Below are 15,256 nucleotides of genomic sequence, written 5' to 3'. Positions count from 1 at the left end.
TCCTTAGTTGGCGAAGGCGGCGATGCCGGTGATGGCCCGCCCCAGGATCAGGGCATGCACATCGTGCGTGCCTTCGTAGGTGTTGACGACTTCCAGGTTGACCAAATGGCGGGCGATGCAGAATTCGTCCGAGATGCCGTTGCCCCCCAGCATGTCGCGGGCGGTGCGGGCGATGTCCAGCGCCTTGCCGCAGGAATTGCGCTTGATGATGGACGTGATTTCAACCGGCGCCTCGCCCTGGTCTTTCAGGTGCCCCACGCGCAGCACCGACTGCAGGCCCAGCGTGATTTCCGTCAGCATGTCGGCCAGCTTTTTCTGGATCAGCTGGTTGGCGGCCAAGGGGCGGCCGAACTGCTTGCGATCCAGCACATATTGGCGCGCGGTCTCGTAGCAGGCCTCGGCCGCCCCCAAGGCCCCCCAGGCGATGCCGTAGCGGGCGGAATTCAGGCAGGTGAACGGGCCTTTCAGGCCGCGCACGTCGGGGAAGATGTTGTCTTCGGGGACAAAGACCTCGTCCAGCACGATTTCGCCGGTAATGGACGCCCGCAGCCCGACCTTGCCGTGGATCGCTGGGGCGGACAGGCCTTTCCAGCCTTTTTCCAGGATGAAACCCCGGATATCGCCGGCCTCGTCCTTGGCCCACACCACGAAGACATCGGCGATCGGGCTGTTGGTGATCCAGGTCTTGGCCCCGGTCAGCTGGTAGCCGCCGGGCACTTTGCGCGCCCGGGTGGCCATGGCGCCGGGATCCGAGCCGTGATCGGGCTCGGTCAGGCCGAAGCAGCCCACCCATTCGCCGCTGGCGAGTTTGGGCAGGTATTTTTCTTTTTGGGCCTCGGTGCCGAAGGCATTGATGGGCACCATGACCAGCGAGCTTTGCACGCTCATCATCGAGCGGTAGCCGGAATCGACGCGCTCGACTTCGCGCGCGATCAGGCCGTAGCAGACGTAGTTGAGGCCCGCGCCGCCGTAGGCTTCGGGGATGGTGGCGCCCAGCAGGCCCAGTTCGCCCATTTCGCGGAAAATGGCGGGGTCGGTCTGTTCGTGGCGAAAGGCCTGCTGCACCCGGGGCAGCAGACGGTCTTGCGCGTAGGCGCGGGCCGCGTCGCGCACCATGCGTTCGGTATCCGTCAGTTGCTGATCCAGCAGCAGGGGGTCGAGCCACTGAAACGAGGGACGCGAGGCAGACATAGGGTTCTCCTGTGATTTCGGTTGAAAGTTTTATGAGTGATGATTACTCATGCTATAGCGATAATTGTTAGGGCACAACCGATATAATCTGGGCTATCTATGAATTTATTGCACACCTTAAAGGCGTAAAAATGCGTAAACGCCTGCCCAGCACCCAGGCCCTGCTGGCCTTCGAGGCCGCCGCCCGCCACGAAAGCTTTACCCGCGCCGCCCAAGAGCTGTCCCTGACCCAGGGCGCCATCTGCCGACAGGTGGCCGGCCTGGAAGCCCTGGTGGGGGTCTTGCTGTTCCAGCGCGTGCGCCGGGGCGTGCGCCTGACCGACGCGGGTGAACGCTACGCCCGGCTGGTGCGCCGTCAGCTGGACACGCTGGAACGCGATACCCAGGCCGTCATGGCGCATCAATCGGGCGGGGTGCTGGAACTGGCCGTGGTGCCCACCTTCGCCACCCGCTGGCTGCTGCCCCGGCTGGCGCAGCTGCGCAGCGCCCGGCCTGGCCTGCAGATCAATATGGCCACCCGCACCCGGCCCTTTCTGTTTGAAGACACCGAATTCGATGCCGCCATTTATTCGGGCGACCCGCGCTGGCCGGGCACGGAGGCTTTTTTCCTGATGCACGAAAACCCGCTGCCGGTGTGCAGCCCGGCCCTGGCGCGCGGCCCGCTGGATGCCGCCGGGATCGCCGCCTTGCCCTTGCTGCAGCAAAGCACGCGCCCCACGGCCTGGCGCGACTGGTTTGTCTCGGCTGGACAGCCCAAGCCCGGGGATATGGCCGGCATGCGGCTGGAGCTTTTTTCCATGCTGGCCCAGGCCGCCAGCGACGGCCTGGGCGTGGCCCTGATCCCGCCGTTTTTGATCCAGCAGGAATTGGCCGAAAACCGCCTGACCGTCCTGAACCCGCACAGCGGCCCCGGCCAGCGGGCTTTCCACCTGATCGTGCCCGAACGCAAGCTGGGCCAGCCCGCGCTGGTGGCCTTCAGGGATTGGCTGACCCGGCAGGCCGGCCCCGAAGCCGCCGCTACAGCGCGCGCGTGACATCTTCCAGCGCCTGCTCGAAGCGGTCGGCCAGGGCGTGAACCTGTTGCGCCGTGATGATCAGGGGTGGGCAGAAGGCCAGCGTGTCCTGGATGCCGCGCAGGATCAGACCGTGGCTCTGGGCCTGGCGCGCGGCCAGGGCCCCCGCTTTGCCGACGGGGTCGAAGGTCTGGCGGGTGGCCTTGTCCGCCACCAGCTCGACGGCGGCGATCAGGCCAACCCCGCGGACTTCGCCCACCAGGGGGTGATCGGCCAGGGCGCGTAGCCGCTGCTGCAGCACCGCGCCCACCTCGGCGGCGTGGGCAACCAACTGGCGTTCTTCGATGATGCGGATGTTTTCCAGGGCCACCGCCGCCGCCACGGGGTGGCCGCTGGCGGTGTAGCCGTGGCCGAAACTGCCCAGCTCGCCGCTGTGGCGCACCAGAACCGAGGCCACGCGCTCGTTCATGAGCACGGCGGCCAGCGGTTGATACGACGAGGTCAGCTGCTTGGAGAGCGTCATGAAATCGGGTTCGATGCCAAACAATTCCGAGGCGAACAGATGCCCCGTGCGGCCGAATCCGGTGATGACTTCGTCGGCGATCACCAGCACGTCGTATTTGCGGCACACGGCCTGCATCTTGGGCCAGTAGTGTTCCGGCGGCACCACCACGCCGCCCGCCCCCATGACGGGCTCGCCGATGAAGGCGGCGACGGTGTCCGGGCCTTCCCGCAGGATCAGGGCTTCGAGTTCCGCCGCCAGGCGGTCGCCGAAGGCGGCTTCGGTCTCGCCGGGGAGACCCTCGCGATACCAATGCGGACAACTGACGTGCAGCATGCGCGGCAGGGGCAGGTCGAAGCTGCGGTGATTGCCGGGCAGGCCCGTCAGGCTGGCCGACGCCACGGTCACCCCGTGGTAGCCGCGCTGGCGGGCGATGATTTTTTTCTTCTGGGTGCGGCCCAGCGCGTTGTTGTAGTACCAGACCATTTTCACGATGGTGTCGTTGGCCTCGGAGCCGGAATTCGTGAAAAAGGCCTGCGCCATGCGGCCCTGGGTCAGGCCGATGAGTTTTTCCGCCAGCTCGATGGACGGGATGTTGGATTTCTGGCTGAACGTATGGTAGAAGGGCAGGTTTTGCATCTGCTCGTAGGCGACCTGGGCCAAGCGCGGCTCGCTGAAGCCCAGGGCCACGCTCCAGAGGCCCGCCATGGCCTCGATGTATTGGCGCCCGTCGGTGTCATAGACGTAGATGCCGTCGCCGCGCGCCATGATGCACGGGCCTTCTTCGCGCAGGCGCTGGGCGTTGGTGTAGGAATGGAACTGGTAGGCCACGTCGCTATGGGCCAGGCTGTCGGGTGTATACATGGCGGATCCTTGAGTAGAGGGAAAGTCAAAGGTAGGCGCCCACGACACCGGCCAGGATGTCGGAGGCGGGCCGGATTTCCGTCGGGGTCACCCCGGCATAACCCAGCAACAGGCCGGGGCGGGCATGGGCCCGCTCCAGGTAATAGGTGCTTAGGGCGCGGGTCACGACGCCTTGCTGCAGGGCGTCGCGCACCACCAGCGTGTCATCCACCCCATCGGGCAGCGCCAGGATCAGGTGCAGGCCCGCGTCGTCGCCGATGATCTCCAGCGCCTGCCCGAAATGGCGGTCGATGGCTTCGATCAGGCACAGGCGGCGCTCCGCGTAGCGGCGCCGCACGCGGCGGATGTGCTGGGCCAGGTGGCCGTCGCGGATGAATTCGGCCAGCACGGCCTGGTTCATCATGTTGCCTTCCCGGTACAGGTCCGCCACCGCGTTGGCGAAGACGTCGGCCAGGCTTTCCGGGACCACCAGAAAGCCCACCCGCAGGCCGGGGCACAGGGTCTTGCTGAAACTGCCCGCGTACAGCACCCGGCCCGATTCGTCCATGCCCTGCAGGGACGCCAGCGGGCGGGTGCCGTAGCGGAATTCGCTGTCGTAGTCGTCCTCGATGATCCAGCACGAGACCTGGCGGGCATAGTCCAGCAGCATGCGCCGCCGGGCGAGGCTCATGACCATGCCCAGCGGGTACTGGTGCGACGGCGCGACGACGATCAGGCGGGGTGGCTGATCCAGCGCGGCGCCTTCGGGCCAGAGGCCTTCATCGTCCACCGGGATGGGTACCAGGCGCAGCCCGCTGACGGACAGCAGATTGCGCACGCCCCAGTACGCGGGTTCTTCGACCCAGACGGTGTCGCCGGGATCGCACAGCAGCCGGGCGGCCACGTCGACGCCCTGGTGGATGCCCGTGGTCATGATGACTTGCTGCGCCGTGCTGCGCACGGCGCGCACGCTGCCCAGGTAGTCTGAAATCGCCTGGCGCGCCGGGCCGTATCCACCGGCGGGGGCGTAGCGCATCAGGCCCCAGGGTTCGGTGCGCCAGAGGCGGTTTTGAATCCTGGCCCAGGTTTTCAGGGGGAATTCCCGCACGTCGGGGATGCCGGGCATGAAGGCGCCCGCCTGCCGGTTGGAGAACCCCAGGTGGGAAATCAGCGCCTGCCCGCGCGTGGAGAGCGTCTGGACGTCGGCGGCGCGCACCGCGGGGCGTTCGGTATCCGGGCGGGAGGCGGGCAGGGTTTCGACCAAGTCCTGGCTGATGTCCTGGACGTAGGTGCCGCGCCCCACCCCGGCGCGGACGTAGCCTTCCTCCGACAACTGGTCGTAGACTTGGAGCACCGTGTTGCGCGCAATGCCCAGTTCGGCGGCCAGGTCGCGGGACGACGGCAGGCGTGCCCCGGCGACGAGATGGTTGTCCAGAATGGCCCTACAGATCAGCTGATATAAACGCCGATATGCGGGGCCGCCGTCCGACGGGTCGAAACGCTGTAGCAACCATTCAGAAAGTAGAAAAGAATCCAAATTGGCCCCATTAATTTTATTAAAATGGATCTATTTGATAAACCAAAATATCAGTATAGTGAAAAAAAGATCAGGCGGATACACCCCCGATTGACCGGAGACAAGCATGAATGAAATTCAAATAATCCCTGATGGCCTGATGGACAAGAGTCTGGCTATCCTGACGCAAGTGATGGCACCCCCCGCCTGATTCCCCCCCACTGTTTTCGCGCCCCAGGAGACTGCTGACGATGTCCACCGTGCCCCCCCTCGAACCGCTGGTCAGGTTCCAAGGTGTCCAAAAATCCTACGACGGCGACCATTTGGTGGTTCGGGATCTGAACCTGGATATTTATCCGGGGGAATTCCTGTCCTTGCTGGGGCCGTCGGGCTCGGGCAAGACCACCTGTCTGATGATGCTGGCGGGGTTTGAATCCCCGACCCAAGGCGATATTTTTCTCGAAGGACGCCGCCTGAACGACGTCCCGCCGCACCACCGCAACCTGGGGATGGTGTTCCAGAATTACGCCTTGTTTCCCCACATGACCATCGAGCGCAACCTGGACTACCCCCTGCAGGTGCGCAAGATGCCCGCCGCCCAGCGCAAACAGCGCATTGGCGACGCCTTGGCCATGGTGCAGATGGAAAGCTTCGCCAAGCGCTATCCCGCCCAGCTCTCGGGCGGACAGCAGCAGCGCATCGCCTTGGCGCGCGCCCTGGTCTTCGAGCCCAAGATCGTGCTCATGGACGAACCCCTGGGGGCCCTGGACAAGCAGCTGCGCGAGCACATGCAGCTCGAACTCAAGGCCCTGCACCGCAAGCTGGGCGTCACCTTCGTCTATGTCACGCACGACCAAAGCGAGGCCCTGACCATGAGCAATCGGGTCGCCGTCTTCAACCAGGGGGTGATCCAGCAAGTCTGCAGCGCCGACCACCTGTACGAATTCCCCTGCAACCGCTTCGTGGCCGGGTTCGTGGGCGACAGCAATCAGTTCCCCGGCATCGTCAGCGCGGCCGACGACCGCTGGTGCGAAGTCCAGATCACCGATGGCCCGCGCTTGCGCGGCCTCAATGTCCAGGGGCTGCGGGCGGGCAGCGATTGCGTGGTGGCCGTGCGACCCGAGCGCATCCTGGCCGTGTCCGGCAAGCCGTCCAATCAGTTCCAGGCCCACGCGGTCGACGAGGTCTATTTCGGCGATCACGTCCGGCTGCGCTGCCGCCTGTCGGATCACGAATCCTTTTTTGTCAAAATGCCCTTGGCCGCAGAAGCCAGGCAACACACCCCCGGGGTGCCCATCCCGTTGTGGATAGACCCCGAACATATCCGCGTTTTTCAACCCTGAAGTCCGCAGATCATCCCATTACAGGAGACAACCATGAAAAAACACGTATTGACGGCACTGGCCGCCACGCTGCCCCTGGTGCTGCTGCAGGCCCCGGCCCAGGCCCGCGATCTGACCGTCGTCAACTTCGGCGGCGCCAATGGAGATGCGCAGAACCAGGCCTACATCCAGCCGTTCGAAAAGGAAACCGGCCAGAAAATCATTCCGGTGGCCTATAACGGGGAACAAGCCAAGGTCAAGGCCATGGTTCAGTCCAACGGCGTCGTCTGGGACGTCGTCGAGGTCGAGACCGGCGACCTGGGCCGGGGCTGCGACGAGGGGCTGTATGAAGACATTGATTGGGGGACGATCGTCAACAAGGGCGATATGGTGCGCGGGGCGCTGAAATACTGCGGGGTGGGGACGTTCGTGTGGTCCACCGTGCTGGCCTATAACGCCGATACGCTCAAGACGCCGCCCGCCAGCTGGGCCGATTTCTGGGATGTCGAGAAATTCCCGGGCAAGCGCGGCCTGCGCAAGGGCGCCCACTACAACGTCGAATTCGCCCTGATGGCCGACGGCGTGCCTCCCGCCGATGTCTACAAGGTGCTGTCCACCCCCGAGGGCGTGGATCGCGCCTTCAAGAAGCTGGACGAGCTCAAGCCGCACATCCAGTGGTGGGAGGCCGGCGCGCAGCCGCCGCAGATGCTGTCGGCGGGCGACGTCGTCATGTCGGCGGCCTATAACGGGCGCATCGACGCGGCCCAGCGCGAAGGCCGCAATCTGAAGGTCGTCTGGAACGGCAGCGTCTACGATTTCGACTATTGGGTCATCCCGACAGGCTCGCCCAACAAGGAACAGGCCATCGAGTTCGTCCGCTACGCCAGTTCTCCCAAGGCGCAGGCCGCGTATTCTTCCGCCATCGCCTATGGCCCGGTCAGCAAAGAAGCCATCGGCCTGCTGGATCGCAGCGTCCTGGCCAATCTGCCGAATTCTCCGGCCAATGCGCGCAATGCCTTGTTCAACGACCTGGAATTCTGGACCGACCACGGCGAAGAACTCGAACAGCGCTTTACCGCCTGGGCCGCGCGCTAGCGCGCGGTTCGGCCGCTGCGCCCCGCTGGCCGGCATGCCGGCCGGTGACGGCGCCGCGCCGCCGTCACGGCGGCGCATCCGGCGCGGCATGGCCGCCGCGCCGACGATGCCTTTCCCTGTCCATTCCCGCTTCAGGACGAGCACGCCATGGATATGATTTTTGAAGACCCGGTGGCCATCCGCCGCGCCATGCGGCGCACGCAACGAAAAAAGAACTTGCGGGCCCTGTTGCTGGTGGCCCCCCTGGCAGTGTTTTTGCTGCTGGTCTTCCTGGTGCCGATTGCGACCCTGCTGACGCGCGCGGTGGACAACCCCGAAGTCCAGCAAACGCTGCCCCGGACCCTGCAGGCCCTGCAGGCATGGGACGGCAGCGGCCCGCCGCCGGATCCGGCCTACTTGGCCCTGACTCAGGATCTGGCCCAGGCCAAGAGCACCCCGGCCGCGGGCGAGCTGGCGCGGCGCCTGAACTACGAAATTTCCGGCTACCGTTCGCTGCTGTTCAAGACGCTGCGCCGCCTGCCGGCGGCCGATGGCAGCGCCGAAGACGCCCGCGTCCAGCTGCTGGCCCTGGACAAGCGCTGGGCCGAGCCCCAGTACTGGTCCGTCATCGCGCAGAATAACCGCGCCTGGACGCCCTACTACCTGCTGGCCTCGCTGGATATGAAGCTGGATCTCCAGGGCCATGTGGTCGCCGCCCCGCCGGATACTTCCGCCTTCCAGGAGATTTTCTCGCGCACGTTCCTCATCAGCGGCATCGTGACCCTGGTCGCGCTGGCGCTGGGCTATCCCCTGGCCTACTGGATCACCCGGCTGGAAAAGCGCCGGGCCAACCTGGTGCTGATCTGCATCCTGATTCCGTTCTGGACTTCGGTGCTGGTGCGCATCGCGGCCTGGGTCGTTCTGCTGCAGCGCGAAGGGCTGATCAACACCGCCTTGGTGGATATGGGCTTGATCTCAGAACCCCTGCCCCTGTTGTTCAACCGCCTGGGCGTGTATATCTCGATGGTGCACATCCTGCTGCCCTTCATGGTGCTGCCCCTGTACAGCGTGATGCAGTCGGTGCCCGCCACGTACCAGCGGGCGGCGGTCTCCCTGGGCAGCCACCCCTTCGCGGCTTTTTGGCGCATTTACGTGCCCCAGACCTATCCCGGCATCGCGGCGGGATCGCTGCTGGTGTTCATTATCGCCATCGGCTACTACATCACTCCCGCCTTGCTGGGCGGGGCCGCCGACCAGATGATCAGCTACTACGTGGCGTATTTCACCAACCAGACCATCAACTGGGGGATGGCCAGCGCGCTGGGCCTGATCCTGCTGGCCGGCACCCTGCTGCTGTATGGCTTGTACCGCCGGATTTCCGGCCGGGAACTGGCCCTGAACTAAACGCCGCCCCCTTGTCTTTTGGTCCCGCGCCCGATCCTGGGGGCGGGGCCAGGCCCTGAAAAACCAGAAGGACGATCATGCTGAAGCCGAATTTCCCGCCCTATCTGTCCCTGACCGAGCGCATCTGGTATTACGCCTTGCGCATCCTGTGCGCCCTGATCCTGGTGTTCCTGCTGCTGCCCATCCTGGTGATCATCCCCCTGTCGTTCAACCAGGGTTCCATGCTGCTGTACCCCATCGAGCAGTATTCCCTGCGCTGGTACAGCGCGCTGTTCGAATCCAGCGACTGGGCCCGCGCTACCGCCAACAGCTTCATCGTGGCGCCCGCCGCCACGGTTCTGGCCACCGTCCTGGGCACGCTGGCCGCCGCCGGCCTGCACCGTGCCAGCTTCCGGGGCAAGGGCCTGCTGATGTCGATCCTGATTTCCCCCATGATCGTGCCTCTGGTGGTCACGGGCCTGGGGATTTACCTGTTTTTCGCCCCGTATGGCCTGGTCAACAGCTACGCCGGCCTGATCCTGGCCCTGGCCGCCATCGGAGCGCCCTTTGTGGTGACCACGGTGTCGGCCACCCTGCAGGGCTTCGACGCCAATTTGCTGCGCGCCAGCCAGAGCCTGGGCGCCGGGCCAGTCCATACGTTTTTCCGGGTGACCCTGCCCATCATCGCCCCCGGCGTGATCGCGGGCGCGTTGTTTGCGTTTGCCACGGCTTTCGACGAGGTCGTGATCACCCTGTTTCTGGCGGGGCCCGAGCAAGTCACCCTGCCGCGCCAGATGTTCACGGGCATCCGCGAGAACATCAGCCCCATCATCGCGGCGGTGGCGACCATCCTGATTCTGTTTTCGACCGCCTTGCTGCTGGTGCTGGAATGGCTGCGCGGCCGGGCGGCGGCCAAGATGACCGCCGCCTGAGGCCGCTGTTTTGGGTCGGGTGCGGTAGCCGCCACCCGCGCCGGCAGTCCGTTTCCCGCATCCGTGCAGGCTGTTTTGGGAGAGGGAGGTAACCGCAGCCCGCGTCGGCGGCAGTCCGTTACCCGCATCCGCGATGGCTGTTTATCCGCCTTTTTTCAGCCGCGCAAAGGCTTCGGCCATGGCCCCTTGCGGGGCGGCCGCGGCGGGCCGTCCGCCGGGGCGGGCCGGGCGCGGGTTTGCGCGCCCGCCGGGGTGCCTGGCCGTCGCTTCCGCGCGCGAACCGGTGCGCGCCGCGGGGTCGTCGTCCTTGCGCATGCTCAGGGCGATGCGCTTGCGGGCCACGTCCACTTCTAGCACGCGCACCTGCACCGTCTGCCCGACCCGCACCACGTCGCGCGGGTCTTTCACGAACTTGTCGGCCAGGGCGGAGACATGCACCAGCCCGTCCTGGTGCACGCCGATGTCCACGAAGGCCCCGAAATTGGCCACATTGCTGACCACGCCTTCCAGCATCATGCCCGGCGTCAGATCCTTGATATCGTGGATGCCCTCTTTGAAGCGGGCCGTCTTGAATTCCGGGCGCGGGTCGCGCCCGGGCTTTTCCAGCTCGGCGAAGATGTCGCGCACCGTGGGTAGGCCAAAGCGCTCGGTGGTGAATTCGGCCGGCGACAGGCCCTTCAGCGCCTGGGCCTGGCCCATCAATTGGGCGGCGGACAGGCCTGTTTTCAGGATGATCTGCTCGGCCACCGGATAGGCTTCCGGGTGGACGGCGGAGGCGTCCAGCGGGTTGTCCGAGCTGGGGATGCGCAAGAAGCCGGCGGCCTGCTCGAAGGCTTTTTCGCCGAAGCGGGGCACGTCGCGCAGGGCCTTGCGGTTGGGAAACGCGCCGTGGGCTTCGCGCCACTGCACGATGTTGCGCGCCAGGGTGGCGTTGAGGCCGGATACCCGGGTCAACAGCGGCGCCGAAGCGGTGTTCACATCCACCCCCACGGCGTTGACGCAGTCCTCGACCACGGCATCCAGCGAGTGGGCCAGTTCGCGTTGATTGACGTCATGCTGATATTGCCCCACGCCGATGGCCTTGGGCTCGATCTTGACCAGTTCGGCCAAGGGATCCTGCAGGCGGCGGGCAATGGATACCGCCCCGCGCAGGCTGACGTCCAGATCCGGGAATTCGTGGGCCGCCAGCTCGGAGGCCGAATACACCGAGGCCCCGGCCTCGGACACCACCACGCGGCTGAAGGCGAGCTCCGGGTGGCGTTCTTGCAGGGCGCCCACCAGGCGCTCGGTCTCGCGCGAGGCCGTGCCATTGCCGATGGCCACCAGGGGGATGCGGTGGCGTGTCATCAGGGCGGCCAGCGTGCGCAGGCTGCCTTCGACGTCGCGGCGGGGTTCAAAGGGGTAAATGGTGGCGGTGTCCAGCACTTTGCCGGTGGCGTCGATGGCCGCCGCCTTGACCCCGGTGCGGATGCCCGGATCCAGTCCCAGCACGGCCTTGGGGCCCGCCGGCGCGGCCAGCAGCAGGTCTTTCAGATTGGCGGCGAACACGCGGATGGCTTCGGCTTCCGCCGCTTCGCGCAGGCGGCCGATCAGTTCGGTTTCAAAGGCGGTGAGCAGCTTGACGCGCCAGGCCCAGCGGCAGACCTCGGCCAGCCAGTGCTGGCGGGCATCGGCCTGGGCGTCGAAGCGCGCATCCACCGGCAGGATGTCGGCCACGCGCTGCACGCAGGGGTGCGGGCTTTGGGCCTCGCGCTCGGCGTCCAGCCCCAGGCGCAGATCCAGCACGCCCTGCTGGCGGCCGCGCAGCAGCGCCAGGATGCGGTGCGAGGGCAGGGTGCGCAGCGATTCGCTGAAATCGAACCAGTCGCGGAATTTTTCGCCTTCGTTTTCCTTGCCGTCCACCACCTTGGCGATCAGCAGGCCGGTCTGCCAGAGCTCGGTGCGCAGGGTGTCCAGCACGGTGGCGTCTTCGGCAAAGCGTTCGGCCAGGATGTCGCGCGCGCCGTTCAGCACCGCCTTGGCGTCGGCAAAGCCGGCGTCGGCGTTCAGGTAGCCCTCGGCCAGGGCCTGGGGGTCGGCTCCGGCTTCGGCCAGCAAGCGGTCGGCCAGGGGTTCCAGCCCGGCTTCGCGGGCAATCTGGGCGCGGGTGCGGCGTTTGGGCTTGTACGGGGCGTAGAGGTCTTCCAGCCGCTGCTTGCTGTCGGCGGCCAGTATCCGGGCCCGCAGGGCGTCGTCCAGCTTGCCTTGCTGGGCGATCGAATCCAGGATGGCGACGCGCCGGCTTTCCATTTCGCGGATGTACAGCAGGCGCACTTCCAGCTGGCGCAGAACCGTGTCGTCCAGCCCCCCCGTGGCTTCTTTGCGGTAGCGGGCGATGAAGGGCACCGTGGCCCCTGAATCCAGCAGTTCCACCGCCGCCGCGATCTGAGGGGGACGGGCGTCCAGTTCCGCGTCCAACAGGCGCAGGACACGCGCCGGGTCAACCTGATGGGCAGTGGGGGTGGGTTCGGTAATCGACATGCGGGGGCCTAAAATAATACGGAGTCCAAGCGGCGCATTTTGCCATACCTCGTTTCGGCCGGGGGCGGCGGGTGTTATCTTGGCCTCTCGTCCTTCCGTCCATTTGCCCTGTGTTTTCCATGTCCAAGCCCGACCTGAGCGAAATCTTTGCCGCCGACGGCCCCCTGGCGCGCTGGCTGCCGGGCTATGTCCCGCGCCCGGCCCAGCAGGCCCTGGCCCAGGCCATCCAGGCCGCCATCGAGTCCAGCCAGGTGCTGGTGGCCGAAGCCGGCACCGGCACGGGCAAGACGTGGGCCTATCTGGCGCCCGCCTTCCTGCTGGGCGAAAAAGTCCTGGTGTCCACCGGTACGCGCACGCTGCAGGATCAGCTGTTCAAGCGCGATATCCCGCGCCTGCGCGAAGCGCTGGCCGTGTCCGTGGACGTGGCTTTGCTCAAGGGCCGCGGCAATTACGTCTGCCACTATCACCTGGATCGGCTGGAACACGACGAGCGCGGGCTGAAGTCGCGTGAGGAAAGCGCCCAGCTGCGTAAAATCCGGCAGTTCACCCAACTCAGCCGGACGGGGGACAAGGCCGACCTGCCCGGCGTGCCCGAAACCGCGGACATCTGGAACCGGGTCACTTCCACCCGCGAAAACTGCCTGGGACAGGATTGCCCCTTCGTGCGCGATTGTTTTTTGCTGAAGGCCCGGCGCCATGCCCAGGAGGCCGACGTCGTGGTGATCAACCACGCTTTGTTCATGGCCGACCTGGCCCTGCACGAGGAAGGCATCCCCGACTTGCTGCCCGAAACACGCCTGGTGGTGTTCGACGAAGCCCATCAGTTGCCCGATACCGCCACGCGATTCCTCGGACAGAGCCTGTCCCTGCACCAAGTGCTGGATTGCGCCCGCCAGGCCGAGGCCGCCGGCCTGGCCCATGCCCGCGAGGCCGCGCGCTGGTCCGAGCGCAGCCAGGCGCTGGAAGCCGCCGCCCGGGATCTGCGCCTGGTCAGCGCGGACGTCGGGCGCATGCCCGGCGCGCGCGCCACCTTCCAGCAAATCCCCAACTCGGAACAATTCGATCCCGCCGTGGCGCGGCTGGGCCAGTCGCTGGACGCCCTGGCCGACGCCCTGGGCACTCAGGAAGAACGCCACCCGGATCTGGCCGCCGCCGCGCGCATGGCGCGCACGCTGCGCGCCCGGCTGGCGCAGTGGGCCCAGCCCGCCCGGGGGCTGCCCGAGCCCGCCGATCAGGCTGCGGTGCGCTGGATCGAGCACAGCCCGCATTCCGTGCGTCTGCACCGGGCGCCCCTGTCCGTGGCCCAGGTGTTTTCCGGCTTCAAGCGCCCGGAACAGGCCTGGGTGCTGGCGTCGGCCACCTTGTCCGTGCGCGGCGATTTTTCACACTTTCAGCACCAGTTGGGCCTGCATGCCGCCCAGACCGCCAGCTGGCCATCTCCTTTCGACTATCCGGCGCAAGGGCTGCTGTATGTGCCGCACGGCCTGCCCTGGCCCAGCGACCCGGGGTTTACCGATGCGTTCGCGCAAGCCCTGGTGCCGTTGGTGGACGCCTGTGCCGGCGGGGTCTTGATTCTGTGCACCACTTTGCGGGCCGTGGATCGGGTGGCCGACCGGCTGCTGCGCGGCCTGCTGTCGTCCGACCGGCCCGTGATGCGCCAGGGCGAGGCCAGCCGGGGGGCGCTGCTGGAGCGTTTCCGGGCCGGCGGCAATGCCGTGCTGGTGGGCAGCACCAGCTTCTGGGAAGGCGTGGACGTGCCCGGCGACGCCCTGACCCTGGTGGCCATCGACAAACTGCCCTTCGCGCCGCCGGACGACCCCGTGCTGGAAGCCCGCCTGAATGCCTGCCGCGCCGAGGGCGGCAACCCGTTCATGGCGTACCAGCTGCCGCAGGCGGCCCTGCTGCTGAAGCAGGGGGCCGGGCGGCTGATCCGGTCAGAGTCCGACTGGGGGGTGCTGGTGGTGGGCGATGGCCGTTTGGTGGACAAGCCCTATGGGCGCGTGCTGTGGCAGGGCTTGCCGCCCTTCGCCCGAACCCGTGATGCCCGGGTGGCCGCCGATTTCCTGCGGCACCCGCCGCTGGCCGAGGCCGAGCCGGCCGCCGAAACCGCCGCGCCCGCCACGGGAGACTAGAACCAGTTGATGGGGTTCCAGTAATTGAGGGGCGCGTGCAGGCCCTGCTGATAGTATTTGCTGTCGGGGAAATTGCGATCCAGCACGCGCTTGGCGTCGGCGGCCAGTTCGGGGAGTGCCAGCTTTTCGTAGCTGATCATCATCAGGTACAGGGCTTTTTCGGCGATGGGCGCGCCTTCGAAATCCGTGACCACGGTCTGGGCCCGGTTGGCGGCCGCGACATAGGCTCCCCGCTCGTAATAATACTGGGCGATATGGACTTCGTTTTCGGCGATGGTGTTGACCAGCCAGGCGGCGCGCTTGCGGGCGTCGGGCGTATAGCGGCTGTCGGGGTAGCGCTTGATCAGCTCGTTGAAGGCTTCGTAGGATTCGCGCAGCCCCTTGGGGTCGCGTTCGCTGGGATCCTGGCGGGTGATGTTGGACAGCACGGCGCTGGGCGGCGTGAAGGTGATCATGCCTTTCAGGTACAGCATGTAGTCCGTGCCCGGGTGGTTGGGGTACTGCTGCATGAAGCGGTCGATGGCCGCCTTGGCCTGTTCGGGTTCTTCGTCTTTCCAGTTGATGTAGGCCTGGTCGATCAGGGATTGCTGGGCATAGACGCCGAAAGGATAGCGGGCCTCCAGGGCTTCCAGGTGCTTGCGCGCCTCGGACCAGTTGTTGGAGCCCATGTCGGCGCGGGCCTGGCTGTACAGGCGTTCGGCGCTCCAGCCGGCGGTGGGGTCGACTTTTCCGGCCGTGGAACTGCAGCCCGCCACCAGGGCCAGACACAGCCCGGCCAGCGCCAGGCGCGACAGGGATGACAGGGATTTCAGCAAAGCAGAGACATGC

The 15,256-nt window shown here is 66.4% G+C and carries 11 protein-coding genes; 6 read left to right on the top strand and 5 right to left on the bottom strand.

The features are described from left to right. Positions 1-3: 3 nt before the first annotated feature. Entirely contained in the window at positions 4-1,191 is a 1,188-nt protein-coding gene (locus tag ACMHYJ_RS13830; protein WP_414246767.1) for an acyl-CoA dehydrogenase, read from the bottom strand. A gap of 131 nt (positions 1,192-1,322) precedes the next feature. On the opposite strand from ACMHYJ_RS13830, the gene ACMHYJ_RS13825 reads away from it, so the two are divergent. Beyond that, a complete protein-coding gene (locus ACMHYJ_RS13825) occupies positions 1,323-2,225 on the top strand; it encodes a LysR family transcriptional regulator (protein WP_414246766.1) in 903 nt (300 codons plus the stop codon). Here ACMHYJ_RS13825 and ACMHYJ_RS13820 read toward each other — a convergent pair. Then, complete coding sequence (locus tag ACMHYJ_RS13820) at positions 2,209-3,570, bottom strand: aspartate aminotransferase family protein (protein WP_414246765.1); 1,362 nt, start codon at positions 3,568-3,570, stop codon at positions 2,209-2,211. The two genes, ACMHYJ_RS13825 and ACMHYJ_RS13820, sit on opposite strands and share 17 nt — an antisense overlap. A 25-nt stretch (positions 3,571-3,595) precedes the next feature. Next, on the bottom strand, positions 3,596-5,086 hold the full coding sequence (locus ACMHYJ_RS13815; protein WP_414246764.1) for a PLP-dependent aminotransferase family protein: 1,491 nt from the start codon (positions 5,084-5,086) through the stop codon (positions 3,596-3,598). 230 nt (positions 5,087-5,316) lie between these two features. On the opposite strand from ACMHYJ_RS13815, the gene ACMHYJ_RS13810 reads away from it, so the two are divergent. The 4 genes from ACMHYJ_RS13810 to ACMHYJ_RS13795 all read left to right on the top strand — a co-directional run bounded on the left by ACMHYJ_RS13810 (position 5,317) and on the right by ACMHYJ_RS13795 (position 9,776). Beyond that, positions 5,317-6,408, top strand: a complete 1,092-nt coding sequence (locus tag ACMHYJ_RS13810) for an ABC transporter ATP-binding protein (protein WP_414246763.1) — start codon at positions 5,317-5,319, stop codon at positions 6,406-6,408. Between the two features lie 33 nt (positions 6,409-6,441). After that, entirely contained in the window at positions 6,442-7,482 is a 1,041-nt protein-coding gene (locus ACMHYJ_RS13805) for an ABC transporter substrate-binding protein (protein ID WP_414246762.1), read from the top strand. A gap of 147 nt (positions 7,483-7,629) precedes the next feature. Beyond that, positions 7,630-8,865, top strand: coding sequence for an ABC transporter permease (locus ACMHYJ_RS13800; protein ID WP_414246761.1), 1,236 nt, complete (start codon positions 7,630-7,632; stop codon positions 8,863-8,865). Positions 8,866-8,942: 77 nt separating this feature from the next. Then, a complete protein-coding gene (locus tag ACMHYJ_RS13795; RefSeq protein WP_414246760.1) occupies positions 8,943-9,776 on the top strand; it encodes an ABC transporter permease in 834 nt (277 codons plus the stop codon). Positions 9,777-9,917: 141 nt separating this feature from the next. Here ACMHYJ_RS13795 and ACMHYJ_RS13790 read toward each other — a convergent pair whose 3' ends face one another. Next, positions 9,918-12,296, bottom strand: coding sequence for a Tex family protein (locus ACMHYJ_RS13790; protein ID WP_414246759.1), 2,379 nt, complete (start codon positions 12,294-12,296; stop codon positions 9,918-9,920). Positions 12,297-12,415: 119 nt separating this feature from the next. On the opposite strand from ACMHYJ_RS13790, the gene ACMHYJ_RS13785 reads away from it, so the two are divergent. Beyond that, positions 12,416-14,428: an ATP-dependent DNA helicase gene (locus tag ACMHYJ_RS13785; RefSeq protein ID WP_414246758.1), complete on the top strand. Its 2,013-nt coding sequence runs from the start codon at positions 12,416-12,418 to the stop codon at positions 14,426-14,428. On the opposite strand, the gene ACMHYJ_RS13780 is transcribed toward ACMHYJ_RS13785, so the two are convergent. After that, on the bottom strand, positions 14,425-15,243 hold the full coding sequence (locus ACMHYJ_RS13780) for an outer membrane protein assembly factor BamD (RefSeq protein ID WP_414246803.1): 819 nt from the start codon (positions 15,241-15,243) through the stop codon (positions 14,425-14,427). The genes ACMHYJ_RS13785 and ACMHYJ_RS13780 overlap by 4 nt on opposite strands. Positions 15,244-15,256 lie beyond the last annotated feature (13 nt).

The organism is Castellaniella hirudinis, from assembly GCF_047468865.1.
In the GTDB taxonomy this organism is placed as follows: Bacteria; Pseudomonadota; Gammaproteobacteria; order Burkholderiales; family Burkholderiaceae_B; genus Castellaniella; species Castellaniella hirudinis_A.
The sequence above is the reverse complement of the archived record's forward strand: the minus strand, read 5'-3'. Positions and strand labels throughout refer to the sequence as shown.